Raw genomic sequence first — 25,784 nt, forward strand, 5'->3', positions numbered from 1 at the left:
GAACCCTTCAAAGAACTATGAGAATCAGTTGAACCGTGAACCGGATGTTTTGACCGAAGCCGAGAAAAACGGCGCCAGTACCGCCGGTGTGCCCAAAAAGGGTGGCAGGGGCGGCAAAAACGGCGGCCGCGGCAGCGACGTCCAGCTGCCCTCGCTGGGACCGCTGGGCCTGCTGCGCTGGGCGTGGACCCAACTGACCAGCATGCGCACCGCACTGTTCCTGCTCCTGCTGCTGGCAGTGGCGGCAGTGCCCGGCTCGCTGTTTCCCCAGCGGCCGGCTAACCCCGCCGTTGTCACCCAGTACCTGGAGGACAACCCGGACACCGGACCGTGGCTGGACCGGTTCCAGCTCTTTGACGTGTATTCCTCCGTCTGGTTCTCGGCCATTTACCTGCTGCTCTTCGTCTCCCTAATCGGCTGTGTCATTCCGCGTGCCAAGGCCCACTACCGGGCCATGCGGTCCAAACCGCCGCGCACCCCCAAGCGCCTGTCCCGGCTGCCGGAGTACGGCACGCTGGCCATTCCGGCGTCGTCGGGCCTCACCGCCGGGTCCGCCGCCGAGCAGGCGGCCCAGCTGCTCCGCAAGCGCGGCTACCGCGTGGACGTTCGCGACCTCGACACCGACCGTCCGTCGGTGGGAGCCGAGCGCGGCTTCGCCAAGGAAGTGGGGAACCTGGTGTTCCACACGTCCCTGATCGGGGTGCTGATCGCCATCGCCGTCGGCGGGCTGTTCGGGTACAGCGGCCAGAAGATCGTGGTGGAAGGGGAATCGTTCGTCAACACCCTGGTCGGGTACGACTCCTTCACCCCGGGCACCAGCTTCACCGAGGAACAACTGGCGCCCTATTCGCTGACGCTGGACAAGTTCAACGTCCAGTTCGACCGTGAATCCCAGACCCACTACGGCCAGCCGCTGGACTTCGAAGCCATCCTGACGGTGAAGGACAGCCCTGACGCCGAAGAGCACACGGAATCCCTGAGGGTCAACGCGCCGCTGACCATCGGTGGCAGCCGTATTTACCTGGTGGGCAACGGATACGCCCCGGTGGTCACGGTGCGCGACGGCGAGGGCAACATTGCACTGCAGGGTCCCGTCATCGCCGTGCCCAGCGACGGCATGTACACCTCCCTGATGGTCATCAAGGCTCCGGATGCCAAACCGGACCAGCTTGGCTTTGTCGGCTTCTTCCTGCCCACGGCCATGCTCGATGACCAGGATGTGTCCTACTCCGGAGATCCCGATCCGTTCAACCCGCAGCTGAACCTCAACGCCTACTACGGCGACCTGGGTCTGGATGAGGGCGTGCCGAGCAACGTGTACGTGCTCGACACGGAGAACCTGACCGAAATCAACAGCCGCAACCTTGATGAGGGCGGCATCGTCCTGGGCGCCAACCAGAGCTACGAGCTGCCCGACGGCAAGGGCTCCATCAGCTTCGACGGCATCAAGCGGTACGCGGCACTCGACATCCACTACGACCCGGCCAAGCTCTGGGTCCTCGGCTTCGCCACCCTGTCGATGGCAGGGCTGGGTGCTTCGCTGTTCCTGGCACGGCGCCGAGTCTGGGTCCGCACCGGCACCCACGGGGACGGACGCGTGATGGTCGAGTACGGGCTCCTGGCCCGCGGTGAAGACCACCGGCTTTCCAGCGAGGCCGCCGCCGTCCGGCAGCTGCTGGAAAAGGAGTGGTTGGCGGGCAGCGCCGCAGTGGAGGACAATGGCGCGGGGGATACATCCGCTCCGGACTCCGCAGAGCGCAGCACAAACCGGGACGAAACAACACCCGTAGCATCAGCGGTCGACAGCAGCACCGCTCAGGAGAAGAAAACAGGTAAGGACTCGTAATGCCCTCGATTGACTACGCCCTCGCTGAATACAGCGAGCTGTTCATGCTATTGGCGGCGTTCGCCTATACGGTGGCGTTCCTGGCCTTCACCTGGGACCTTGCGCAAAGCAGCAGGACCATCAAGGCCGTGGAGGGCAAGCTGGCACAGCCGGACTCTGCGGCGCCGGCGAAGTCTGAAGCCCTCGCGGGAGCACGCATGTCCGGCTCCGGCGGTGCCCCGGCTTCGGGTGGTGACAGTTACCTGGCGGACGGCAATGTCCGTGGCTGGAACAACGCCGACGGCCAGCCCGTGGCGCAGACCGCTGACGCCTCCATGGGGTACATGGGAGCACGCCGGAACAGTGCCCGCGTCGCCGTCGCACTGACCGTCCTGGGTGCCCTGATCCACACCGCCGCCGTTGTTACCCGCGGCCTCGCCGCACACCGCGTGCCCTGGGGCAACATGTACGAGTTCTGCACCACCGGCGCGCTCGTGGTGGCCGTGGTCTTCCTGCTCGTCCTGCTCAAGCGCGACCTTCGGTTCCTCGGCACCCTGGTGCTGGCCCTGATCCTGGTCATGATGATGGTGGCCACGATCGGCTTCCCCACGCCGGTGGCCCACCTGATTCCGGCGCTGCAGAGCTACTGGCTCATCATCCACGTTTCCGTGGCCGTTCTCGCTTCCGCGCTGTTTACCCTCACCTTCGCCATGTCCGTCCTGCAGCTCCTGCAGGCCGACCGCGAGACCAAGATCCGCGCCGGCGGAACGTCCAAGCTCGGGTTCCTGCGGATCGTCCCCTCAGCGCAGAGCCTGGAGAATTTCTCCTACCGGATCAACGCCGTCGCCTTCGTGCTGTGGACCTTCACTCTGATCGCCGGTTCGATCTGGGCCGAGCAGGCCTGGGGCCGGTACTGGGGCTGGGACACCAAGGAAGTCTGGACCTTCGTCATCTGGGTGGTCTACGCCGGCTACCTGCACGCCCGGGCCACACGCGGCTGGACCGGCACCCGTGCCGCCTGGCTGTCGATCGTGGGTTACCTGTGCGTCATCTTCAACTTCACCATCGTGAACATCTACTTCTCCGGCCTGCACAGCTACTCCGGCGTCTGATTCGACTGCCGGCTGCTGCCGCTAGGAACCCGCCTTCCGGTTCGCCGGAAGGCGGGTTTTTGTTTGTCCCGGAAAGCCCGGCGGAGCAGGGCAGCCGGCGGCCAGCGGTGCCGGCTGGTCCAGTGTTGGGGTCGTGTGGCTTCGGCGCTTCGAACCGTCCAGTGTCGGGGTCGTGTGACTTCAGCTCGGGGATTCCGGCATTGTCTCTACACTCGGCGGGGGTGAGCGGTATTGTCTCTACACTCGGCGCATTGGACCGTCCCCGCCCGCACGACAAAAAACCCGCCCCGGGGAACGGGAGCGGGTTCCTGGAAAGTTAGGCGAAAAGGGGCTGCTAGGCGCTGGGCTTCTCATCATCGTTCTTTTTATGCCCGGCCTGCTTCTCCTGGTCGCGCAGCTCGGCCTCGCGGCGCTTGAGCTCAGCCTCCTTTGCCTGCTGGCGGCGCCGGATTTCCAGGTTGCGCAGGAAGTCCGGATCGTCATCGGGAGCGGTGGGATGGCGGGGTTTGCGGTTCTTCGGCTCCGGTCCGCTCTTGGGCCGGCCGAACAGGAACCACAGGAGTGCGCCAAGCACGGGCAGCAGCACAATGGTGAAGAGCCACGCGGTCTTGGAAATACTGCGCACCTCCTGTGCCCGCGACATGACGCAGTCGATGATGGCGTAAATGATGACGGCGGCGACTATGATGACACCGAAAAGCACGAGGCGAGGCATGTATCAATTGTAGTGGAGCGGGACACAGCTGTGTCCTCCCGGGTTGTGCCGGGCGGGTCGCCTACACTCCGCCGACCGGCCGAAGACGTCGAAAGCCGGCAGAGCAACTAGAATGGGCGTGTGGCTTTCTGGAAATTTACCGCTCTCCGCCTTGGTTTGGTGGCCGTCTTCTTTGCTGCATGCTATTGGCTGGGCCTCGGCCTGATTCTGTCGGCCATTGCCGGCGCGGTGCTTGGCTGGTGCGTGACGTACCTGTTCTTCCGCGATATGCGCGACGCCGCCGCCCGCAGCGTGCAGCAGCGTTTCCACGGCAACGCGCCGCCCACCCGCAACCGTGCGGAACTGGACGACGCCGGCGCGGAAGACAGCCTGCTCGACGCACACCCGGACGTGCAGATCGACAACGACCGCAAGCCCCGCCGGAACTAGGCTCCGGCAGCAGGGCCCGGTTCCGCCGCCCCGAGGTTTTCCGCCCGCCCCTGCTTGAGCAGCCGGCCCCCTACGCAAGCAGCCGGCCCCTACGCAAGCAGCCGGGTCAGGACCAGTCCGAGGCTGTACAGCAGGGAGAAGCCCAGGTTGATCAGCCCGGTCTGCTGCAGGACCGGGATTAGGCTCCGGCGCTTCTTGCCCTTGAGCATGAGCCAGCTCGGCATCAGGCAGGCCGGGATGAGCAGCAGCACCAGCAGCACCCAGGGATAATCCGCGGCGATGAACAGCGGCAGCAGGATGGCCAGCGCCAGCATCATGACGTAGCTGATGCGTGCGGCCTCGTCGCCCAGGCGCACGGCCAGGGTCCGTTTGCCGGCTTCGCGGTCCGTGGGAATGTCCCGCACGTTGTTCGCCATCAGCAGGGCCATGGCGATCAGCCCGGTCCCCACCGCGCCGATTACTGACGGCAGGCTGACCTGACCGGCCTGGGTGTAGGTGGTTCCCAGCGTGGCCACGAGGCCGAAGAATACGAAGACGAACAGATCGCCCAGGCCCATGTAACCGTACGGGTTCCGGCCGCCCGTGTACCCCCAGGCGGCCGCAACGCAGCCCAGGCCCACCAGGATCAGGAACCAAGAGGAGGACAGGACGATCAGGGCCAGTCCGGCCAGCATCGCCACGCCGAAGCAGGTGAAGGCCGCGTACTTGACCTGTTTGGCCGGCGCGGCCCCGGACCCGGTCAGCCGCAGCGGGCCGACCCGGTTGTCGTCGGTTCCGCGGATACCGTCGGAGTAGTCGTTCGCGTAGTTCACGCCCACCTGCAGCAGCACGGCCACCAGCGCGGCCAGCACGGCGTGCAGGGGTTTGAAGGAACCCAGATCGTACGCCGCCGCCGTTCCGATAATGACCGGCGCCACCGCCATCGGCAGGGTGCGGGGGCGGGCTCCTTCTAACCACTGCGCGGCTGTAGCCACAATCAACGTCCTTTTTTACTTGAGTGATGTTCCACGTTCTATTCTTCCGCAGCCGTGGAGCGCGGAAGTTCCTCAGCCGGCGGCCGGCTCAGGGGTGGGTGTGCCCCGCGGCGTCCAGCAGCCGGCGAAGGCCCACCCGGTCCGTCTTGCCGTTGGGCAGCAGGGGCAGCGCCTCCAGCAGCAGCACCACCTTGGGTACAGCCGCCTTACCGAGGGAGGAGCGGACAGCGTCCTTCACTTTTTCGGGGTCCACGGAGCCCACGACGGCGGCGCCCACCAGAGTTCCCCACTCCGGGCTGTCCAGGCCCAGGACCACTGCTTCGGAGACCTCCGGCAGCTGCTCGATCGCAGCGGCGACGGCAGCTGCGGAGATTTTGATGCCGCCGGTGACGAGGACGTCATCCAACCGGCCGGAAATTGTCACCCGCCCGCTCTCCACCGTGCCGGCGTCATCGGTGCGGTACCAGCGTTTGCCCGAATTGAAGCGGAACCGGTCGGCGGTCAGTTCCGGCCGGCCCAGATAGCCTTCGGCCAGCACGTCACCGGCGATCCACAGGGACCCGGATTCCACCGCGACGTCGACGCCGGGCAGCGGAACGCCGTCGTACACGCAGCCCCCGCACGTTTCGCTCATCCCATACGTGGTGACGACGTTCAAGCCCAGGGCCGCGGCGTCAGCCAGCAGTCCCGGGCCGGCGGGTGCCCCGCCAAGGAGGATGGCGTTGAACCGGCGCAGCACGCGCAGGGTCTCGGGCTCGGGGTTGGTCAGCAGCCGGTGCAGCTGGGTGGGAACCAGCGACGTGAAGCGGTTCCGGTCCGTCATGTCGGCGGCCGCTGAAGTGAAACGGGCGGCGCTGAAGGACCCGGACGTGTCCATAAAGACCGGCTGGGTGCCGGCGTAGAGGGAGCGCACCAGGACCTGGACCCCGGCGATGTAGTGGGCCGGCAGTGCCATCAGCCACTGGCCGTCGGCCTGCAGTGCCATGGCCGTGGCCATCGACGAGGCAGCAAGGGCGTCCGTGGTGAGCATGGCCTGTTTGGGGGTTCCGGTGGATCCGGAGGTGCTGATGACCAGAGCGATGTCGTCGTTGGGCAGCTCACCGGAGAAGGTCTGGTCCGGGTTCGCGTGCGGTGCGACGGCGGGGCCCTCGCCGGCGAGGGCTGCGGCCAGCGGGGCCATCAGCGTTTCGGCATTGAAGCCGGCGGGAGTGTGGACGGTCAGCAGTTCCATGGCGGCGGCCTAGAAGTAGTAGGGGAAGGAGGACCAGTCGGGCTCCCGTTTTTCGAGGAAGGCTTCCTTGCCTTCCACCGCTTCGTCGGTCATATAGGCCAGCCGGGTGGCTTCCCCGGCGAACACCTGCTGCCCGGCCAGGCCGTCATCGGCCAGGTTGAAGGCGAACTTCAGCATGCGGATGGCCTGCGGGGACTGCCGGGCAATGTCTGCCGCGTACTCCAGGGCCACTTTTTCCAGGTTTTCGTGGTCCACTGCCTCGTTGACCGCGCCCATGGCCACCATGTCCTCCGCGGAGTATTCACGGGCCAGGAAGAAGATTTCGCGGGCCTTCTTCTGTCCGATTTGCCGGGCCAGCAGCGCCGAGCCGTAGCCGGCGTCGAAACTGCCCACGGTGGCGTCGGTCTGCTTGAACTTGCCGTGCTGCCGGGAGGCAATGGTCAGGTCCGAGACCACGTGCAGGCTGTGCCCGCCGCCGGCGGCCCACCCGTTGACGACGGCGATGACCACCTTGGGCATGGTGCGCATCAGCCGCTGGACTTCCAGGATGTGCAGCCGCCCGGCACGGGCCGGATCGATGGTCTCCTTCGTTTCACCTTCTGCATACTTGTAGCCGTCGCGGCCGCGGATCCGCTGGTCGCCGCCGGAGCAGAAGGAATGGCCGCCGTCCCTGGGCGAGGGCCCGTTGCCGGTGAGCAGTACGGTGGCGACGTCGGGGGTCATCCGGGCGTGGTCCATGGCCCGGTACAGCTCATCCACGGTGCCGGGCCGGAAGGCGTTGCGGACTTCCGGGCGGTTGAACGCGATGCGCACCGTCGGCAGGTCGCGCACGATGCCGCCGTCGGCCGTGCGCTCCACTTGGCGGTGGTACGTCATGTCCTGCAGGTCCTCAAAACCTGCGACGAGACGCCACTGCTGCGGGTCGAAAATATCGGACACCTGTGCTGGAAGTTCTGTGCTCACATTTCCGAGTTTATCGTTCCGTCCCAAACCGGCCGTGAGGCGGCCATTTTCGCCTTCGACACTGTCAGCTGACGGCGGCCCTGGAATACGTTGACCTCATGGCTGGCTCCGCACCGGGGATCGATGGCCCCGCAACAGACGCAATGCTCAAGCTCGGCAGGTTCTTCACCCGCTGGGATGAAACCGCCGACGGCAGGGCGGTGTTCCGTGAGGGCGGGCGGAAGGGGGACTCCTTTTACCGCAACCGGTGGAGCCATGACAAAGTGGTCCGTTCCACCCACGGCGTGAACTGCACCGGCTCCTGCTCCTGGAAGGTCTACGTCAAGGACGGGATCATCACCTGGGAGGCACAGGAAACGGACTACCCGACGGTGGGTCCGGACCGGCCGGAATACGAGCCCCGCGGCTGCCCGCGCGGCGCCGCCTTCTCCTGGTACACCTATTCACCCACCCGGGTCCGCTATCCCTATGTCCGCGGCGTGCTGCTGGAGATGTACCGTGCGGCCAAACGCGAGACCGGCGACCCGGTGCTGGCCTGGGAACAGATCATCAATGATCCGCAGCGCCGCCGCACCTACCAGCAGGCCCGCGGCAAGGGCGGGCTGGTGCGCTCGAGCTGGGCCGAGGCCCTGGAGATGACCGCCGCGGCGCACGTCTTTACGATCAGGAACTACGGGCCGGACCGCTGCACCGGGTTCTCGCCGATCCCGGCCATGTCCATGGTCTCTCATGCGGCCGGCGCGCGGTTCATCAACCTGATTGGCGGGGTGATGAACAGCTTCTACGACTGGTACGCGGACCTGCCGGTGGCCAGTCCGCAGGTTTTCGGCGACCAGACGGACGTGCCGGAATCGGGGGACTGGTGGGACGCGACCTACCTGATGATGTGGGGCTCCAACATTCCGGTGACCCGCACTCCCGATGCGCACTGGATGGTGGAAGGGCGCTACCGCGGCACCAAGGTGGTGGCGGTGAGCCCGGACTATGCCGACAACATCAAGTTCGCCGACGAGTGGCTGCCGGCCCAGGCCGGCTCCGACGGCGCCCTGGCCATGGCGATGGGGCATGTCATCCTGAAGGAAAACTTCGTGGACCGGCGGGTGCCGTTCTTCGAGGACTATGTCCGCCGGTTCACGGACCTGCCGTTCCTGGTCACCCTGGAAACCCGCAGTGACGGCAGCGTGGTGCCGGGTAAGTTCCTTACCGCCGCCGACCTTGGCCGCGGAGAGGCGAAGGCTGCCGACGCGGCCTTTAAGACGGTGCTGCTGGACCGCGACGCCGGCACCCCGGTGGTTCCCAACGGGTCGGTGGGTTTCCGGTACAACGACGCCGACGCCGGCAAATGGAACCTGGACCTGGAGGGTGTGGTGCCGGCGCTGTCGATCGCCGACGCGCCGTCGTGGGGGCGGGCAACATCCCGGGTGGATCTGCCCGCCTTCACGGACCCGACCGGCGTCGGCTCCGTGCTGCACCGCGGCGTGCCGGTGGCCTCCGTGGCGGGCCGGACCGTTACCACCGTCTTTGACCTGATGCTGGCACAGTACGGTGTGGGGCGGGAGGGGCTGCCGGGGCAGTGGGCGGCCGGTTACGACGACGCCGGCACCCCCTACACCCCGGCCTGGCAGGAGGAGATCACCAATGTCCGCCCGGACGCGGTGCTCCGCACCGCCCGGGAGTTCGCCGCGAACTCCGAGAAGTCCAAAGGCCGGTCGATGATCATCCTCGGCGCGGGGATCTGCCAGTGGTACCACGGCGACGTGACCTACCGGGCCATCCTGGCCATGTTGATGCTGACCGGCTGCGAGGGACGCAACGGCGGCGGCTGGGCGCACTACGTGGGCCAGGAGAAGTGCCGCCCGATCACCGGCTGGGCCGCGATGGCGTCGGCCGGTGACTGGAACCGGCCGCCCCGGTTCATGATCGGCACCGCGTTTTGGTACATGCACACCGACCAGTTCCGTTCCGACGGCTATTCCTCCGACTCGCTGCAGTCGCCGCTGGCCTCCGGGCACCTGCGCGGCATGCACACCGCCGACGTGATCGCGAAGTCCACGCGGATGGGCTGGATGCCGTTCTTTCCGCAGTTCGACGCCAGGAATTCCCTGGACATCGCGGATGAGGCAGTGGCCGCAGTGGCCCGCGGCGAGGCGGGTGATGAGGCGTCCTGGGTGGCGAAGCGGCTCAAGGACGGGCGGCTGCGGTTCGCCGTCGAAGACGTGGACGCCCCGGCCAACTGGCCCCGGACCCTCATTCTGTGGCGTTCAAACCTGCTGGGGTCCTCGGCCAAGGGCGAGGAGTATTTCCAGAAGCACCTGCTCGGAACCCTGAACAATGTCATGGGCGCGGACCACGGCGAATCGCGGCCCGCCGACGTCGTCTGGCACGAAAAGGCGCCGCAGGGAAAACTGGATTTGCTGGTCTCGGCGGACTTCCGCATGACCAGCTCCACCCTGCTCTCCGACGTCGTGTTCCCGGCCGCCACCTGGTACGAAAAGTACGATCTGTCCTCCACCGACATGCATCCGTACGTACATGCCTTTACCCCGGCCATCGCCCCGCCGTGGGAAGCCAAGACCGACTATGACCTGTTCCGGCTGCTCGCCGAGGAGTTCTCCCGGCAGGCCGCCGCCCATCTGGGGGTGCGGAAGGACCTGGTGGCCACCGCGCTGACCCATGACACGCCGGGGGAGCTTGCCCAGCCCGGCGGCCACGCCCCCGATTGGAAGGGAACGGACATCCCTGCCATTCCCGGGAAAAACCTGCCCGAGCTCAAAATCGTGGAGCGGGATTACACGGCGGTCGGGGAGAAGTTCGTTGCCATCGGGCCGCTCGCGGACAAGCTCGGCCTCACCACCAAGTTTGTGAAATACGACGTGAGCAAGCCGCTGGAAGAGCTGGCCCGCAAGCACGGGGTCTTTGACCGCGGCGCCGCAGTGGGCCGCCCGGCCGTTGACACCGACGCCCGGATGGCCGAGGCCATCCTGCGGCTCTCCGGAACCACCAACGGCGAACTGGCGGTGCAGGGCTTCCGGACCCTGGAGAAACGGACCGGCAGGCCGCTGGCGGACCTGGCTGAAGGGGCCGAGGATAAAAAGATCACCTTCCGCGACACCCAGGACCGGCCGACGCCGGTGATCACGTCGCCGGAGTGGTCCGGCTCGGAGACCGGCGGACGGCGGTACGCCCCGTTCACCATCAACATCGAACGGCTCAAACCCTTCCACACCCTGACCGGACGCATGCACTTCTTCCTGGACCACGACTGGATCCAGGACATGGGGGAGGCCCTGCCCATCTACCGGCCGCCGCTGGACATGCACCGCCTGTTCGGGGAGCCGCAGCTGGGCACCCGCGGCGATCTCTCGGTGGCCGTGCGGTACCTGACCCCGCACAACAAGTGGTCCATCCATTCCGAGTACCAGGACAACCTGCTGATGCTCTCGCTGTCCCGCGGCGGAACCGCCGTCTGGATGAGCACTCAGGACGCGGCGCTGATCGAGGTGGCGGACAACGACTGGGTGGAGTGCATCTCCAACAACGGGGTCCTGGTGGGCCGGGCCATCGTGTCCAGCCGGATGCCCGCCGGGGTCATTTACGTCCACCACGCCCAGGAACGCATCATCGACACTCCGAAGTCCGAAGCGACCGGCCGCCGCGGCGGCATCCACAACTCGGTGACCCGGATCCTGGTCAAGCCCACCCACATGATCGGCGGGTACGCGCAGCTGTCCTGGGCCTTCAACTACCTCGGCCCCACCGGCAACCAGCGCGACATTGTTTCCGTTGTCCGCAAACGCTCCCAGGAGGTGGCGTACTGATGCGCATCATGGCTCAGACAGCAATGGTGATGGCACTGGACAAGTGCATCGGCTGCCATACCTGCTCCGTGACCTGCAAGCAGGCGTGGACCAACCGGGCGGGCACCGAGTACGTCTGGTTCAACAACGTGGAAACCCGGCCCGGCCAGGGCTACCCGCGCCGGTATGAAGACCAGGAGAAGTGGAAGGGCGGCTGGGACCTGAACAGCCGCGGCAAGCTGAAGCTGAAGGCCGGCGGCCGGCTCGCCAAGCTCTTTGGCCTCTTCGCCAGCCCCGTCCAGCCCGAACTGGACGACTACTACGAGCCGTGGACCTACGACTACGAGAACCTCATCAACGCCCCCGCCGGCAACGACTTTCCGGTGGCGAAGCCCAAGTCCCTGATCACCGGTGAGGACATGAAAATCGAGTGGTCCGCCAACTGGGACGACAGCCTGGGCGGATCGCCGCGCACCTCCCTCACCGATCCGGTGCTGGAGAAGATGCGCCGCGACGCGGAGGAGAAGGTGAAGCTGGAATTCGACTCCACCTTCATGTTCTACCTGCCGCGGATCTGCGAGCACTGCCTGAATCCCTCCTGCATGGCATCCTGCCCGTCCGGGGCCATCTACAAGCGCGAGGAGGACGGCATTGTGCTCGTGGACCAGGACCGCTGCCGCGGCTGGCGGCAGTGCGTCACCGGCTGCCCGTACAAGAAGATGTACTTCAACCACCGCTCCGGCAAGGCGGAAAAGTGCACCTTCTGCTATCCGCGCATCGAGGTGGGCCTGCCGACGGTCTGCGCTGAAACCTGTGTGGGCCGGCTGCGCTACATCGGGATTTTCCTGTACGACGCCGACCGGGTCACCGAGGCCGCCTCCACGCCCAACGTGCAGGACCTGTACGAGGCCCAGCTGGATTTAATGATGGACCCCAATGATCCGGACGTGATTGCCGGTGCCCGGGCGGAAGGCATTCCCGAGGACTGGCTGGACGCGGCCCGGCGCTCGCCGGTGTACGCGCTCGCCAAGACCTTCCGCGTGGCCCTGCCGCTGCATCCGGAGTACCGGACCATGCCCATGGTCTGGTATGTTCCGCCGCTGTCCCCGATTGTGGACGTGCTGAACGAACAGGGGCACGACGGCGAGAGCGCGGACAATCTCTTCGGCGCCATCGAGGCGCTGCGGATTCCGGTGGAGTATCTGGCCGAACTGTTTACCGCCGGGGACACCGGCCTGGTCACCGGCGTGCTGCGGAAGCTCGCTGCCATGCGCGCCTACATGCGCGACATCACCCTCGGTGACGCGCCGGACGAGCAGATCGCCGCCGGCGTCGGAATGACGGGCGAGCAGGTTGTGGCCATGTACCGGCTGATGGCCATCGCCAAGTACGAAGAGCGGTACGTCATCCCCAGCGCCCATCTGGAGGACGCCCACAACCTGGAGGAGATTGGCTGCTCCCTGGATTCCGACGGCGGTCCCGGCATGGGCCAGACCGGCGTCTTCGGTGAGGCCTCGGGGAAGCCGGTGCCGGTGGCGGTGGAGAACTTTGCAGCGCTGCAGGCACGCCAGCGCGGGGAGGACCCCACCGGCAACGGGGAGCTGGGCGGACGGGTGAACCTGCTGAACTGGGACGGGCGCGGGTCGCCCCGGGCTTGTTCCCGGCCGACAATAACCGCGGCGAGCCCGGAACCACGGGCGGCTCACCGCCCCGGGACGACGCGGACGGCACCCTGGGGGCGGCCTACGACCAGGCCGGCGGCGACGGTCCGGACCCGCAGGGAGGTGCCCGGAGATGAGCCTGCTGGAGAAGCTGCTGGGCAAACCCGGCAGGGGGACCGTTGCGCCCGAACCGTACCGTGATGCCCACCCCCGGCGCAGCGCCGTCGTACGGCAGGCAGCGGGCCTGCTGCTGGAGTATCCGGACCAGGAACTGGTGGACCTGGTGCCGTCCCTGCGGGCGGCGCTCGCGGAGGTGGACGCCGACACCGGGCCGGTGGAGGACCTGTTGACCTGGCTGACGGCCGGGCCGCTGCCGGAGGTGCAGGCGGAATACGTGCAGGAGTTCGACCTTTCCAAGCGGCACAGCCTGCACCTGACCTACTGGACCGACGGCGATACCCGGCGCCGCGGCGAGGCGCTCGCCGCCTTCAAAGAGGTCTACCGGGCGCACGGGGCGCTGCCGGAAGGTTCGGAACTGCCGGACTACCTGCCCCTGGTGCTGGAGTTCGCCGCGAAGGTGTCCCCGGCGGACGGCTACGAACTGCTGCAGCGCTACCGGCCGTCGCTGGAACTGCTGCGGCTGGCGCTGCGCGACGACGGCCTGGCCTACTCCGGTGCCCTGGCCCTGGTCTGCGCCACACTGCCCGGGGTGTCTCCCGAGGACCGGCAGACGGTCATGCAGACCGCCGGCTACGGTCCGCCCACGGAAACCGTGGGCCTGGAACCCTACAGTTCGCGGCTGCTGCCGGTGCATGAGAGGAACGCCCCATGAGACCCGCAGATGTGCCGCCGCCGGCCAACGTGCAGGTGGGACTGGATGACGTGATGCTCTGGGGTGTGCTGCCCTACGTGGTGCTGGCGGTGCTGATCCTCGGCTCCGTGTGGCGGTACCGTTACGACCAGTTCGGCTGGACCACCCGTTCCTCGCAGCTGTACGAGTCGCGGCTGCTGCGCATTGCGTCCCCGCTGTTCCACTTCGGGATTTTGGCGGTGATCGTGGGCCACTTTGTGGGCCTGGTGATCCCGAAAACCTGGATGGACGACGTTGGGATCAATGAGGACCGGTACCATTTCTTCGCCCTGTCGGTGGGATCCATCGCCGGATTCGCCACGCTCGTGGGCATCGTGCTCCTGATCTACCGGCGGCGGACCACCGGGCCGGTGTTCATGGCCACCACCCGCAATGACAAAGTGATGTACCTTTTCCTGCTCGCCGCCATCCTCGCGGGCCTGGCCACCACCGTCTTTTCGGTCTTCGACGCAGGGATCGTGAACTACCGCGACACGGTGTCCCCGTGGTTCCGGTCCATCTTCATCTTTCAGCCGGACATTACCGCGATGACCGCCGCCTCCCTGTCTTTCAAGATCCACACCCTGTGGGGGCTGGCGCTCTTTGCCCTGTGGCCTTTTACCCGGCTGGTCCACGCCTTTACCGCACCGCTGCAGTACCTCTTCCGGCCGTACATCGTGTACCGGTCACGGGGAAAACGCCCAGCCCCGGGGTCAGCAACGCCGCGCGGCAGCTGGGCGCCGGTGGGTACACCGGACCGCGACCGCAAAGGAACACCCCGCACCTGACCCGGCACCTGTGCCGGTACCCGTCCGGGGAGCCAGCCCGCGAGTAAGGATCGACGCCATGCCAGCATCAGCGCAAACCCCGGCATCCGCTGTGAACCTGGAATCCGGCCAGCTGCGGAACCTCATTGTCGCAACCATCGCGTCCACCGTGGGGTTCTGGGCCTGGACCATCATCGGCCCGCTCTCCAGCCGGTATGCGGCGGGCATGGACCTGGGGGCAGGCCAAACCTCGATCCTGGTGGCCATGCCCATCCTGGTGGGTTCGGTGGCCCGCATCCCGGTGGGAGCACTGACGGACCGGTACGGCGGCCGCATCATGTTCACCATCATCCTGGGTGTCACCGCGCCGCTGGTGCTGCTGACCGGCATCGTGGGACAACTGGAGAACTTTCCCTTCCTGGTGGTGATCGCGTTCTTCCTCGGTATTGCCGGCACCGTGTTCGCGATCGGCATTCCGTTCTGCTCGGCCTGGTACGACCGGACCCGCAAGGGCTTCGCCACCGGAGTTTTCGGGGCCGGCATGGTGGGCACCGCGGTGTCGGCGTTCTTCACGCCGCGGCTGGTCGAAGCGGCCGGGTACATGGGCGCCCACATCATCATCGCCGCCGTCGTGGCGGTAATGGCGCTGCTGAGCTGGCTGATCCTGCGCGAGTCCCCGGCGTGGAGCGCCCCCACAGAGCCGGTGCTGCCCAAGATCACGCATGCCTTCACGCTGCGGGCCACCTGGCAGCTGTGCTTCCTCTACGGGGTGGTGTTCGGAGCGTTCGTGGCGTTCTCCAACTACCTGCCCACGTATCTGGGCAACGTCTACGACTACGACGCCACAGCGGCCGGCACCCGGACCGCAGGATTCGCCGTCGCCGCCGTCATCGCCCGGCCGATCGGCGGAACCATCGCGGATAAGGTGGGGCCGAAGCTGGTCACCCTGGCCTCCCTCGCCGGCACAGTGGTGCTGGCCGTGATCGTGGCGCTCCGCCCGGAGGAGGAACGGGTGTACGGCACCGCGTTTATCCTGATGGCGCTCTTCCTGGGGCTGGGCACCGGCGGTGTCTTTGCCTGGGTGGGACGCGCCGCGCAGGCCCAGGACGTGGGAACAATCGGCGGGATTATTGCCGCTGCGGGCGGGCTTGGCGGGTACTTTCCACCGCTTGTCATGGGTGCCACCTACGATCCGGCCAACCGCAGCTATTTTGTGGGGCTGATGCTGCTGGCCGCCTTTGCCGCCGTCGCCTTCCTGCTGACTTTTACCGTACGCAACGGCGGCAAAGTGGATGAGCGCACCCACACGTGATTCTCTGCAATGAGGTTCTACTGCTGCGCGTCGTGCACCCATGCCGCGAGCCAGTAGGGGAGCCGTTGGCTGTTCTTACACTGACTTTCACGTCTGCCACGGCCTCGCTGGCCGGAGCATTGAAAGAATATGAACTGGCGGGGCTGGAACAGGGAACGGTATAACTTCCCATGCCCTGACTGATGGACACCGAATCTCCGGGGGTGCAGGACGCAGAGAAGCTAAGGACCTGCCCCGCTTCCAACACTCCGTTGAATTCATGGGCGCCGGTGCCTGTGCCTCGCTCGGAAAGAACCCTCTCGCCGGACGGAGACACACTGTCCAATTCAATGTGCGGCGCAAGGGGTTCCAGCAAATCGGAAACCTGAACATTAACCGAAGCGGAAGGGCTTGCGGCCTGTGGCGTGGTTTCCGGTGTTCCTGCCCTCTCTGCATCCTCTGCCGAGCAGGAGGAGAGCACGGCGGCTGCGGCGCAGGCCGCGGCAGCAACGCCGAGACGGGACCCCCACTTGCTGCGCCGGGGCAGCTGGGAAAAACGCGCGGTTACATTCTTTCGTGAATTCGCCCCAGCAGAAGTTTCCATAGTCGACCCTAATCACGGCAGGTACGCGCAAATCAAGTCTTTGAAAAACCCGGTTGTACGGTGCGCGGCTGAAAGTACGGAAGCATTTCCGTATTTTCAGCCGTTTCGGCCCGGTTTTGGTGGCATAGGCTCCCCGGGGTGCACTGCACCGGAGGACGCCGCCACCGAACCCGGTGTTCCGGACCGGATCCCTGCAACGGAATATACCGCGGAGTAGAGTCGGGGAATGGGTGCAATCGAACTGATCCTCATTCGGCACGGTGAAAGCGCGGGCAATGTTGCCGCCACGGAAGCCCAGCGCTCGGGCGCCGAAGTAATAGACATTGGCCTGCGGGACCCCGATGTTCCGCTCAGCGACGCGGGCATGGAACAGGCCCGGGCGCTGGGCCGTTGGCTTTCCGGCCTCCCGCAGGAAGAACGCCCGGACTCCGTGTGGTGTTCGCCCTACCTGAGGGCGCGCCAGACCGCCGAACTGGCGACCACGCAGGATTCCGGCACGCTGCAGGAGGCGCGCATTGATGAGCGGCTGCGCGACCGCGAGCTGGGCATCCTGGATTTGCTGACTTCGGCCGGAGTAGATGCCCGATACCCGGACGAGGCCCGGCGCCGCAACTGGCTGGGAAAATTCTCCTACCGGCCGCCGGGAGGGGAGTCGTGGGCCGACGTCGCCCTGCGGCTGCGCTCAGTCCTCCGGGACCTCGACGACGAGAATGACGGCAAGCGTGTCGCCGTGGTGTGCCACGATGCCGTGATCATGCTGATCCGCTACATTTGCGAACGCCTGAGCGAACAGGAACTGCTGGACATCGCCTCGAGTACGAGCGTCCGCAATGCCTCGGTGACGCGGCTGGTGCGGCCCTCCGGGCAGGGCCGCTGGACGCTGGAGAGTTTCAATGCCGTGAACCATCTGGAGTCCGGCGGTGCGCCGGTTACCGAACATGCAGGAGATGAAAACCATGTCCACCCCCGCTGAAATCGTCACCCCCTCCCTGCTGAAGGGCTGGCAGGTCAACCGGGAGGCCTCGGACAAGTCGGACCGCGGCACTGTCCTGGTGGTGGGCGGGGCGCGGCGTTCGCCCGGAGCCGCGCTCCTTGCCGGGCGTGCTGCGCTGCGGGTGGGTGCGGGACGGCTGACTCTGGCCGTCTCGGAATCGGCTGCGGTCGCGGTATCGGTGGCAGTGCCGGAATCCGGCTCCGTTCCCCTGCCGGAGGACGACGGCGTGATCTCCGGCCGGCGTGCCGCGAAGGTGTTGGCCGGCGAGCTGGAAACCGCCGATGTGCTGCTGCTCGGACCGGGCCTGGACGACGCCGGGCAAACCGGGGAAATGCTGCGCGCCATCGGTCCGCTGCTAAACGACTCCGCCGCCGTCGTTTTGGATGCCTACGCGCTGGGGGTGCTGTCCGGGCTGCCGGACATTTATCAGCGCTGGGCCGGGCGCATGGTCCTGACGCCGAACCGAAAAGAAGCCGCCCGCCTGCTGGATGCGGACCCGGAAGCGGACCTGGATTCGGAACAGGCCGCGGCCGCCATTGCCGCCAAGTACCGGGCAGTGGTGGCGCTGCACGGGGTGATTGCTGCTCCCGACGGCCGCCGCTGGGAAATTCCGGCCGGCAACGCCGGGCTGGGCACCTCCGGCTCCGGCGACGTGCTGGCGGGAGCCATCAGCGGTTTCCTCGCCCGCAGGGCGGCGCCGGAGCAGGCCGCATGCTGGGGCACCTACCTGCACTCCACTGCCGGTGACCGGCTCTCGGCCGCCCAGGGGCCGCTCAGTTTCCTGGCCGGGGAACTGCTGGAGGCCATGCCCCGGGTCATGGCGGAACTGACGGTCTAGATGGTTAACCAGCACCGGCCGGCCATTGCGCCGCTGCCCTACAGCCTCACGCCCCGGGACGGCATTGCCGCCGGATTCTACGTCCTGTTCGTCCTGATTTTCAGTTATGCCCCCGGTCTGGTCCTCCCCGGACTGACCCGGCTGATTCCCGATCCCGTGCTGGCGGGCTACCTGGTGAACCTGACGTTCTACCTGTCCGCCGGCGCGTTGGCGGCCTGGGCGTCCTGGCGGTACGCCGTCCGTGAAACCAGAATCCTGGCCACCCGCCCGTGGCTGACCCTGGCGGTCATTCCCGGCGGGGTGTTCGCGATGCTGCTGCTCACCGCCGTCGCCGTGCTAATCACCGGACCGCCGGAAACCGCGGTTAACCAGGAAGCCGTCGAGGGGCTGGTCGTTTCCCTGCCGCCGCTGCTGATCATCCCCCTGCTGGTGGTCATTGCCCCGTTTGTCGAGGAGTACATCTTCCGCCACCTGCTGATCGGGAAGCTCAGCAAACACCTCAACATCTGGATCTGCTGCCTCATCTCCATTGTGCTGTTCGCCGGCATCCATCTGGCGGGCAAGGAAGCCCTGGCGCTGCCCGTGCTGCTGCCGTACCTGGTGATGGGGGCAGTGCTGGTGGGCATTTACGTGTGGGCCGGCAATAACTTCATCCTGGCCTATGCGGTTCACGCGGCGAAGAACTTGTTGGCGGTCCTGTTGACCTACGCGATTCCGGCCGAGCTGCTGCAATGACACTGCTGGAACAGCTCCCCTGCCAGGGCGGCACCGCCCCTGGCCTCCAGGGCCGGGCGGGCCTCGTCCTTGTCCCGGCCGTCCAGCCGAACGTCCACGTGAATGCGGTCCTTCACCGTCTTCGGCTCGGGTACCGGCTGGAACAGGATCCGCAGGCGGTCCGGCAGCCCTTCCTCACCCGGACGGCAGATGGCTGCCCCGTCCTTTCAGACCGTGCTCCATCAGCTGTTCCGGCGTGGCGTAGCCCTGCTGCAGCAGGGAATCAATGAAGTCCTGGTCGGTGGGCTCCAGTACCCAGCCCAGGGTTTCCGCCCACCAGTCGGCCTGATCGTGGGCGTTTGCGCAGTCAATACATACCTGAATAGTCGATGTCATGCCGCGAGCCTAGCCAGCCGCCCATCGGCTTCCCTCCGGCATGCGGACGCTTCTGTCCGCAGAGGCCGTCCGTCCTGCAGGCCCTCCCGCATTGACCGCACCCGGCCGTCGTGCAATTCTTTACAGAACGAATGGTCAGTAAATGGCGCTGGAGCCGTTCCGGCTCAACGCACACGATGTCCGGAAGCATGGCGGGCGGACCAAACAGGCAAGACAATTCTGGGAGCAGACATGGCTGAGGCTTTTCTCGTTGGCGGAGTGCGGACTCCGGTGGGCCGCTACGGGGGTGCGCTCTCCGGCGTCCGTCCCGATGACCTGGCAGCGTTGACGCTGCGCGAACTGGTGGCCCGTGAAGGCTTGGATCCCGCCGTCGTTGACGAGGTCATCCTCGGCAACGCCAACGGTGCCGGCGAGGAGAACCGGAACGTTGCCCGCATGGCCGCGCTGCTGGCCGGGTTCCCGCCGGACATCCCGGGCATCACCGTCAACCGGCTGTGCGCCTCGGGCCTGTCCGCCATCATCATGGCCTCGCACATGATCAAAGCCGGGGCGGCGGACATCGTGATCGCCGGCGGCACCGAATCCATGAGCCGGGCCCCCTGGGTCACTGAAAAGCCGACGAAGGCCTTCGCCAAGCCGGGTGACACCTTCGACACCTCGATCGGGTGGCGCTTCGTCAACGAGCGCTTCACCTCGGGCGACCTTTCCCGCGGCGGCAAAATGACGTATTCCATGCCGGAAACCGCGGAGGAACTGGCCGCCGTCGACAACATCTCCCGGGAAGACGCAGATGCGTTTGCGGTGCGTTCGCATGAAAACGCACTTGCCGCCGTCGCCGCCGGGCGGTTCAAGGATGAAATCGTTCCGGTGACGATCCGCGGCCGCAGGAGACACGGTGGTGGATGCCGATGAGGGGCCGCGCGAGGGCACCACTGCCGAGGTCCTGGCCAAGCTGCGCCCGGTCGTGAAGGCGGACGGCATTGTCACCGCGGGGAATTCCAGTTCCCTGAACGACGGCGCTTCCGCCATCATCATCGCCTCCGAACGCGCCCTCAGCGAATACGGGCTCACCGCCCGCGCCCGGATCGTCGACGGCGCCTCGGCCGGGGTTCCGCCGGAAATCATGGGCATCGGCCCGGTCCCGGCCACGCAGAAAGTGCTCGCCCGCAGCGGCGTGAAGCTCGCCGACGTCGGGGCCTTCGAGCTGAACGAAGCCTTCGCCACCCAGTCCCTGGCCTGCATCCGCCGCCTGGGCGTGAACGAGGACATCGTGAACAACGACGGCGGCGCCATCGCCCTGGGCCATCCGCTGGGTTCCTCGGGGTCGCGGATCGCCATCACGCTGCTGAACCGGATGGAGCGCGAGGGCGCAGCCCACGGCATCGCCACCATGTGCGTTGGCGTCGGTCAGGGTACGGCCATGCTGATCGAGGCTGTCCAAGTGGGCGCCGATTACAGTTCGTTCACCACGCTGCAGGTTGCCGGAGGCGGGGACCGGGTCACCGTCGTCCTGAACCGGCCCGAGGTCCGCAACGCCATCGACGCGGCCATGGCCGAGGAACTGCACCAGCTGTGCGCCGAGCTGGAGGAGAACCCGCGGATCCTGATCCTGGCCGGCAGCGGCGGAGTCTTTGCTTCCGGCGCGGACATTGCCCAGCTGCGCGAACGCCGCCGTGACGACGCCCTGCGCGGCATCAACTCCAGTGTCTTTGCCCGGATCGCCAAACTGCCGATGCCCGTCATTGCCGCCCTGGACGGGTATGCGCTGGGCGGGGGAGCGGAGCTGGCTTTCGCCGCCGACTTCCGGATCGGCACGCCACGGCTGAAGCTCGGCAACCCGGAAACCTCGCTGGGCATCCTGGCTGCGGCCGGTGCCGCCTGGCGGTTGAAGGAACTGGTGGGCGAGCCGCTGGCCAAGGAAATCCTGCTTGCCGGGCGCGTGCTGACGGGGAATGAGGCACTGGCGGCGCGGCTGGTCACTGAACTGGCCGAGCCTGAGGAGCTGCTGGACGCCGCGCACGCTCTGGCTGACCGCATAGCCCGCCAGGACCCCCTGGCCGTCCGGCTCACTAAAACAGTGTTCGCTGCCCCGGCGGAGGCCCACCCCGCCATCGACACGCTGGCCCAGGGGATTCTGTTCGAGTCGCAGGCCAAGTTCGACCGCATGTCGGCGTTTCTTGAGAGGAAGAAAAAGTAATGGCAGTTCCCTCCACAGTAGGAGTGCTCGGCGGCGGCCGGATGGGCGCGGGGATTGCCCACGCGTTCTGCACCGCGGGAGCATCGGTGGTGGTGGTGGAGCGCGACGGCGACGCCGCCTCCGCTGCCCGTGACCGCGTCGCCTCGGCGCTGGCCAAGAGCGTTGAGCGCGGCACCGTCACCGAGCCGCTGGAAGACCTGACCGCGCGGCTGTCCGTGTCCACCGACTATGCGGCTTTCTCCGGAGCCGGTCTGGTGGTGGAAGCGGTGCCTGAAGATTTTGGCCTGAAGGCAGCGGCCCTGGTTGCGGTCGAGGAACAGCTGGGATCCGAGGCATGGCTGGCCTCGAACACCTCCTCATTGTCCGTGTCCGAGCTGGCGGAAAAACTGCAGCGGCCCGAACGGTTCTGCGGCCTGCACTTCTTCAACCCGGTGCCCGCCTCCACCCTGATCGAAGTGGTGCTTGGGGCTAAGACCTCCGGCGAGCTGGCCGAAACCGCCGCTGCCTGGGCGCAGGATTTGGGCAAGACTCCGGTCGTCGTGAATAATGCTCCCGGCTTCGCCAGTTCGCGGCTGGGTGTGGCCATTGCCCTGGAAGCCATGCGCATGGTGGAAGAGGGTGTGGCCTCGGCGGAGGATATCGACGCCGCCATGGTGCTCGGTTACAAGCACCCCACCGGTCCGCTGCGGACCACCGACATTGTGGGCTTGGATGTTCGGCTGGGCATCGCCGAGTATTTGGCGTCCACGCTCGGCCCGCGGTTCGACCCGCCGCAGATCCTGCGGGACAAGGTGGCGCGCGGGGAGCTCGGCCGCAAATCCGGCAAGGGCTTCTTCGACTGGTCCTGACGCGTGAGCAGCCGTGGCGTGCAGTGGGAGGGTGCCGCCAATGCCCGGGACCTCGGCGGCATTGCGGTCGGCGGCGGGGTACCGTCGTACCGGGCCGGATTTTCCGGATGGGGCGCTCGGAGTGGCTGACGGAGGACGGCTGGCGGCAGGCGTACGACGACGGCGTCCGCACCGTCGTCGACCTGCGCAACGACACGGAAATCGGCCGCCGGGACACGGACCCGGACGTGCCGCCGTCGGCTGTTCGGGAGATAGCGTTCCTGAACCGGCCCACCCAGGAAGCGAAGGACCCGGAGTTCAGCGCGCTGACCGGTCCCTACATGGATTCGCCGCGCTTCTACCGGGAGAACCTGCGGCGCTGGCCGGAGAAGATTGCCGCCGCGGTGACGGCAGTTGCACAGGCCCGTGACGGCGCCGTCGTCATTCACTGCTCCGCCGGGAGGGACCGCACCGGCCTGATCGCGATGCTGCTGCTGCAGCTGGCCGGGGCACCGCCGGAGGCCATTGCCGCTGACTATGAAGAAGCGGTCCGCGGGATTAACGCCTTCCATGCCACGCAGGTCCAGCCGCGGGAAAAACCTCTGGCCGTGGAACAGCTCGACGCGCGGGTGGTGAACGGGCGGCGTGAGCTGCTCCGCGCTCTGGACAGCCTGGACGCGGAGCAGTATCTGCGCGGCGCGGGGGTCAGCCCTGCTGTGATTGAGCGGCTTCGGCGCCGGATGCTGCGCTGACCGGGCTACACGGCCGGAGCTTTTCCGGCGCCGCCAAGTAGAAAAAGACCGCCGGGCCGGACTGTTGAAGCCGCCGGGAACCAGGAGCGAGGAATATCGGGCGCACCACTGCGCCGCTCCGCCGGAGGCTTCCAGCGCCAGGGCCAGGGTGGGAAGGTCATGGAACCACATCAGCTGCTGCCGGCCGTCCACCACCAGCTGGATGACGCCGAGCTCGGCATCGATGTAGGCCCGGGCATCCACCCAGTCATCGAAGCCGACGAGCTGCTTGGCGTGAATCTGGTGGATGTTGTGGCCGGGGAAGAAGCTGACGCATCGCGTGTCACTGGAAGTGCCCACAGTGTTTCCTTTATCTGTTGTCCTTGCCTGAGCCGGGCGGCGTCAGGCCACTTCGTCATCCGAACCACCCGCCGAACAATGGGGTTGGTGTGGGGCCAGTCGGAGCTTTTACGGCCCGGAGTCCTCCGGGTACGTTGGCCGCCTCTCGTGAAGCTGACACAACATTAGCGCACGCCGGTGACACTGGGAACCGTCCGCTGCGCCCATCGGTGAGTGACCCCTGCCACTACATGCAAACACATAGACTTGAAGCGGGGGGCCCAACCGCAGATTAAAAGAGGATTGAACAGAATGCGTGCTGTTGTTTTTGAGAAGTGGCAGACTTTCCCCGAGATCAAGGACGTGCCGCGGCCGACGCCGGGCCCGGGGGAAGTGTTGCTGAAGGTGGCCGGCGCCGGAGCCTGCCACTCCGACGTCGCGCTGTACAAGGACTTCGCCGAAGGCGCTCCGGGCTCCATCCCGCCGGCATTCATTCTGGGACACGAGAATTCGGGCTGGGTGGAGGAGCTGGGCGAAGGTGTCTCCGGCGTCGACGTCGGGGCCGCCTACCTGGTCTACGGCCCCGTCGGCTGTGGCCGCTGCAAGGCCTGCTCCCGCGGTCAGGACACCTACTGCGAGAATGCAGCCGAGATGCCGTACCTGGGCATGGGTCTGGGCCGCGACGGCGGCATGGCGGAATACATGGTGGTTCCGGTCCGCAACCTGGTGCCGCTGGGTGACGCCGATCCGGTGGCCGCAGCTCCGCTGTCCGACGCCGCACTGACGCCGTACCACGCCATCAAGAACGCCCTGCCGCACCTGAACGGCGGCGGCAAGTTTGCCCTCGTAATCGGCCTCGGCGGGCTGGGGCAGATGGCGGTGCAGATCCTCAAGGCGCTGACCGGCGCCACTGTGATTGCCACCGATATGAAGGAAGAGGCCATGGCGAAGGCCGAAGCCAACGGCGCCATCGTGGTGCCCGGCGGCGAAGGCCAGCTGGAGCGGATCCGGGAAATCACCGGTGGGCGCGGCGTGGACGCGGCCTTCGACTTTGTGGGCATTGCCCCGACCGTAGCCACTGCGGCCGGTTCGATGGCCGTGCAGTCCAAGCTGACCGTGGTCGGCATTGCCGGCGGTGGATACGAGTGGAACTTCTTCAAAACCCCGTACGAGTCCACCCTGACCAACACCTACTGGGGCACCATCGAGGACCTCCACGAAGTGGTGGACATGTACCGCGCCGGGCAGATCACGCCCGATGTTGAGCTCTACACCATGGATGAGGCGCTGGATGCCTACCGGAAGCTCGAGGCGGGGCAGCTTTCCGGCCGTGCCGTTGTGGTTCCGCACGCCAAGTAAGTAACTGATAGGGCCGACGGCGGTGCCCCCACGCGGGAAGGGGACACCGCCGTCGTCGGTTGCCGACTGAACCAGATCCGTCACCGCAGTCACTGCAGTCAGCGCCAGCCGGCTGCCGGAGCCACATGCTTCACGATGTTCTCCAGCAGCTGGGCGTTGTAGTCCACGCCCAGCTGGTTGGGCACGGTGATCAGGACTGTGTCGGCGTCCTGGACCGCGGCGTCGGCGGCCAACTGCTCGGCGATTACGTCCGGTTCGCCGATGTAGCTCTTGCCGAAGCGGGCCAGACCGCCGTCCAGCGTGCCCACCTGGTCCCGGGTGTCAGCCAGCGCGCGCAGCCCAAAGTACCGCCGGTCGTCCTCGGTCACCAGCGGAATGACGCTGCGGCTGACGGAAACGCGGGGCGTGCCTTCGTGTCCGGACTCCGCCCAAGCGGAGCGGAACACTGCGATTTGCTCCGCCTGCAGCTGGTCGAACGGTACGCCGGTGTCTTCGGTCAGCAGCGTTGAACTCATGAGGTTCATGCCCTGCTGCCCGGTCCATTTGGCCGTGGCCCGGGTGCCGGACCCCACCAGATCCGGTCGCCCAGCCCGGGGGACTGCGGTTCCACCGAAAGCGCTCCGGAGCTTCCGGTCATGACCGGATCGGCGGCCGCCAGCCCGGCTCCGGCGATCGCGGCCCGGAACACGAGGGTGTGCTTGCGCGCCTCGTCGGCGTCCGTGCTGCCGTCGGCGGGGACGTAGCCAAAGGCTTCGTAGCCGCGCAGGGCAGGCTCGGGTGATCCCCGGCTCAGGCCCAGCTGCAGCCGTCCGCCGCTGATCAGGTCCGCGGCGGCCGCCTCTTCGGCCATGTAGAGGGGATTTTCGTATCTCATGTCAATCACTGCGGTGCCCAGTTCCAGCCGGTGGGTCCGTGCGGCCATGGCGGAGAGCAGTGGAAACGGCGCCGCGAACTGCGGCGCGAAATGGTGCACCCGGAGATAGGCTCCATCGACACCGATTTCTTCCGCAGCCACGGCCAGGTCAACGGTCTGGAGCAGGGCGTCGCGGGCGGTGCGGACGAAGGATCCCTGCACATCCCGGTAATGTCCAAAGGACAGGAAACCGATGTTCTTCATGTTGAGGCACAGCGCCGGTCTCCGGGGAGATATTCCCTGGTCCGGAAGACCCG

Annotated in this window: 20 protein-coding genes, 3 pseudogenes and 1 riboswitch; of the genes and pseudogenes, 16 read left to right on the top strand and 7 right to left on the bottom strand. The window is 66.7% G+C overall.

Going from position 1 to position 25,784, the window contains the following annotated elements:
• Positions 1-88 precede the first annotated feature (88 nt).
• On the top strand, positions 89-1,846 hold the full coding sequence (resB, locus tag OL239_RS03705) for a cytochrome c biogenesis protein ResB (protein WP_268911651.1): 1,758 nt from the start codon (positions 89-91) through the stop codon (positions 1,844-1,846).
• Complete coding sequence (ccsB, locus tag OL239_RS03710; protein WP_268910789.1) at positions 1,846-2,937, top strand: c-type cytochrome biogenesis protein CcsB; 1,092 nt, start codon at positions 1,846-1,848, stop codon at positions 2,935-2,937. Before resB ends, ccsB begins: the two co-directional genes overlap by 1 nt.
• Before the next feature lie 334 nt (positions 2,938-3,271).
• On the opposite strand, the gene OL239_RS03715 is transcribed toward ccsB, so the two are convergent.
• Entirely contained in the window at positions 3,272-3,652 is a 381-nt protein-coding gene (locus OL239_RS03715; RefSeq protein WP_268910790.1) for a PLD nuclease N-terminal domain-containing protein, read from the bottom strand.
• A 120-nt stretch (positions 3,653-3,772) separates the two neighbouring features.
• Here OL239_RS03715 and OL239_RS03720 point away from each other — a divergent pair, with 120 nt between their 5' ends.
• On the top strand, positions 3,773-4,081 hold the full coding sequence (locus OL239_RS03720) for a DUF4229 domain-containing protein (RefSeq protein WP_268910791.1): 309 nt from the start codon (positions 3,773-3,775) through the stop codon (positions 4,079-4,081).
• An 89-nt stretch (positions 4,082-4,170) separates the two neighbouring features.
• On the opposite strand, the gene OL239_RS03725 is transcribed toward OL239_RS03720, so the two are convergent.
• The 3 genes from OL239_RS03725 to OL239_RS03735 form a co-directional block, all read right to left on the bottom strand.
• Positions 4,171-5,055 carry a 1,4-dihydroxy-2-naphthoate polyprenyltransferase gene (locus OL239_RS03725; RefSeq protein ID WP_268910792.1) on the bottom strand — a complete coding sequence of 295 codons (885 nt, stop codon included), beginning with the start codon at positions 5,053-5,055 and terminating at the stop codon, positions 4,171-4,173.
• An 88-nt stretch (positions 5,056-5,143) separates the two neighbouring features.
• Complete coding sequence (locus OL239_RS03730; RefSeq protein WP_268910793.1) at positions 5,144-6,286, bottom strand: AMP-binding protein; 1,143 nt, start codon at positions 6,284-6,286, stop codon at positions 5,144-5,146.
• Between the two features lie 9 nt (positions 6,287-6,295).
• The gene (locus tag OL239_RS03735; RefSeq protein ID WP_268910794.1) at positions 6,296-7,249 is read right to left on the bottom strand and encodes a 1,4-dihydroxy-2-naphthoyl-CoA synthase; all 954 of its coding nucleotides are present in this window, start codon (positions 7,247-7,249) and stop codon (positions 6,296-6,298) included.
• 98 nt (positions 7,250-7,347) lie between these two features.
• Here OL239_RS03735 and OL239_RS03740 point away from each other — a divergent pair, with 98 nt between their 5' ends.
• The 8 genes and pseudogenes from OL239_RS03740 (at position 7,348) to OL239_RS03775 (ending at position 18,786) form a co-directional block, all read left to right on the top strand.
• Positions 7,348-11,067: a nitrate reductase subunit alpha gene (locus OL239_RS03740; protein WP_268910795.1), complete on the top strand. Its 3,720-nt coding sequence runs from the start codon at positions 7,348-7,350 to the stop codon at positions 11,065-11,067.
• Positions 11,067-12,844 (top strand): annotated as a pseudogene (narH, locus tag OL239_RS03745) (nitrate reductase subunit beta). The gene OL239_RS03740 and the pseudogene narH overlap by 1 nt, the downstream one beginning before the upstream one ends.
• A complete protein-coding gene (narJ, locus tag OL239_RS03750) occupies positions 12,841-13,539 on the top strand; it encodes a nitrate reductase molybdenum cofactor assembly chaperone (RefSeq protein WP_268910797.1) in 699 nt (232 codons plus the stop codon). Before narH ends, narJ begins: the two are co-directional and overlap by 4 nt.
• Positions 13,536-14,345 (top strand): respiratory nitrate reductase subunit gamma, encoded by an 810-nt coding sequence (gene narI, locus OL239_RS03755; RefSeq protein ID WP_268910798.1) that lies wholly within the window; start codon positions 13,536-13,538, stop codon positions 14,343-14,345. The genes narJ and narI overlap by 4 nt, the downstream gene beginning before the upstream one ends.
• A 58-nt stretch (positions 14,346-14,403) precedes the next feature.
• Complete coding sequence (locus OL239_RS03760) at positions 14,404-15,636, top strand: MFS transporter (protein ID WP_268910799.1); 1,233 nt, start codon at positions 14,404-14,406, stop codon at positions 15,634-15,636.
• A gap of 809 nt (positions 15,637-16,445) precedes the next feature.
• Positions 16,446-17,192, top strand: coding sequence for a histidine phosphatase family protein (locus OL239_RS03765; RefSeq protein ID WP_268910800.1), 747 nt, complete (start codon positions 16,446-16,448; stop codon positions 17,190-17,192).
• A complete protein-coding gene (locus OL239_RS03770; protein WP_268910801.1) occupies positions 17,176-18,051 on the top strand; it encodes an NAD(P)H-hydrate dehydratase in 876 nt (291 codons plus the stop codon). Before OL239_RS03765 ends, OL239_RS03770 begins: the two co-directional genes overlap by 17 nt.
• Positions 18,052-18,786 carry a CPBP family intramembrane glutamic endopeptidase gene (locus tag OL239_RS03775; RefSeq protein ID WP_268910802.1) on the top strand — a complete coding sequence of 245 codons (735 nt, stop codon included), beginning with the start codon at positions 18,052-18,054 and terminating at the stop codon, positions 18,784-18,786.
• On the opposite strand, the gene OL239_RS03780 is transcribed toward OL239_RS03775, so the two are convergent.
• Together OL239_RS03780 and OL239_RS03785 are read right to left on the bottom strand one after the other, a co-directional pair.
• Positions 18,756-18,902 (bottom strand): hypothetical protein, encoded by a 147-nt coding sequence (locus OL239_RS03780; protein ID WP_329609339.1) that lies wholly within the window; start codon positions 18,900-18,902, stop codon positions 18,756-18,758. The two genes, OL239_RS03775 and OL239_RS03780, sit on opposite strands and share 31 nt — an antisense overlap.
• A gap of 58 nt (positions 18,903-18,960) precedes the next feature.
• Positions 18,961-19,161, bottom strand: a complete 201-nt coding sequence (locus OL239_RS03785) for a VOC family protein (RefSeq protein ID WP_268910804.1) — start codon at positions 19,159-19,161, stop codon at positions 18,961-18,963.
• A gap of 231 nt (positions 19,162-19,392) precedes the next feature.
• On the opposite strand from OL239_RS03785, the pseudogene OL239_RS03790 reads away from it, so the two are divergent.
• From OL239_RS03790 to OL239_RS03810, 5 genes and pseudogenes are all read left to right on the top strand, one after another.
• Positions 19,393-20,599 (top strand): annotated as a pseudogene (locus OL239_RS03790) (thiolase family protein); the annotation flags it as partial.
• Entirely contained in the window at positions 20,582-21,358 is a 777-nt protein-coding gene (locus OL239_RS03795; RefSeq protein WP_268911652.1) for an enoyl-CoA hydratase/isomerase family protein, read from the top strand. The pseudogene OL239_RS03790 and the gene OL239_RS03795, both read left to right, overlap by 18 nt.
• The gene (locus tag OL239_RS03800; RefSeq protein WP_268910805.1) at positions 21,358-22,206 is read left to right on the top strand and encodes a 3-hydroxyacyl-CoA dehydrogenase family protein; all 849 of its coding nucleotides are present in this window, start codon (positions 21,358-21,360) and stop codon (positions 22,204-22,206) included. Before OL239_RS03795 ends, OL239_RS03800 begins: the two co-directional genes overlap by 1 nt.
• A gap of 23 nt (positions 22,207-22,229) precedes the next feature.
• On the top strand, positions 22,230-22,937 hold the full coding sequence (locus OL239_RS03805; protein ID WP_268910806.1) for a tyrosine-protein phosphatase: 708 nt from the start codon (positions 22,230-22,232) through the stop codon (positions 22,935-22,937).
• 353 nt (positions 22,938-23,290) lie between these two features.
• Positions 23,291-23,429, bottom strand: a riboswitch (SAM riboswitch).
• Positions 23,430-23,567: 138 nt separating this feature from the next.
• Positions 23,568-24,614, top strand: a complete 1,047-nt coding sequence (locus OL239_RS03810; RefSeq protein WP_268910807.1) for an NAD(P)-dependent alcohol dehydrogenase — start codon at positions 23,568-23,570, stop codon at positions 24,612-24,614.
• 98 nt (positions 24,615-24,712) lie between these two features.
• Here the strand turns inward: OL239_RS03810 and OL239_RS03815 are convergent.
• Positions 24,713-25,731 (bottom strand): annotated as a pseudogene (locus tag OL239_RS03815) (LLM class flavin-dependent oxidoreductase).
• Between the last annotated feature and the right edge of the window lie 53 nt (positions 25,732-25,784).

The sequence above is a fragment of the Arthrobacter sp. ATA002 genome, from assembly GCF_026898095.1.
Taxonomy (GTDB): Bacteria; Actinomycetota; Actinomycetes; order Actinomycetales; family Micrococcaceae; genus Arthrobacter_B.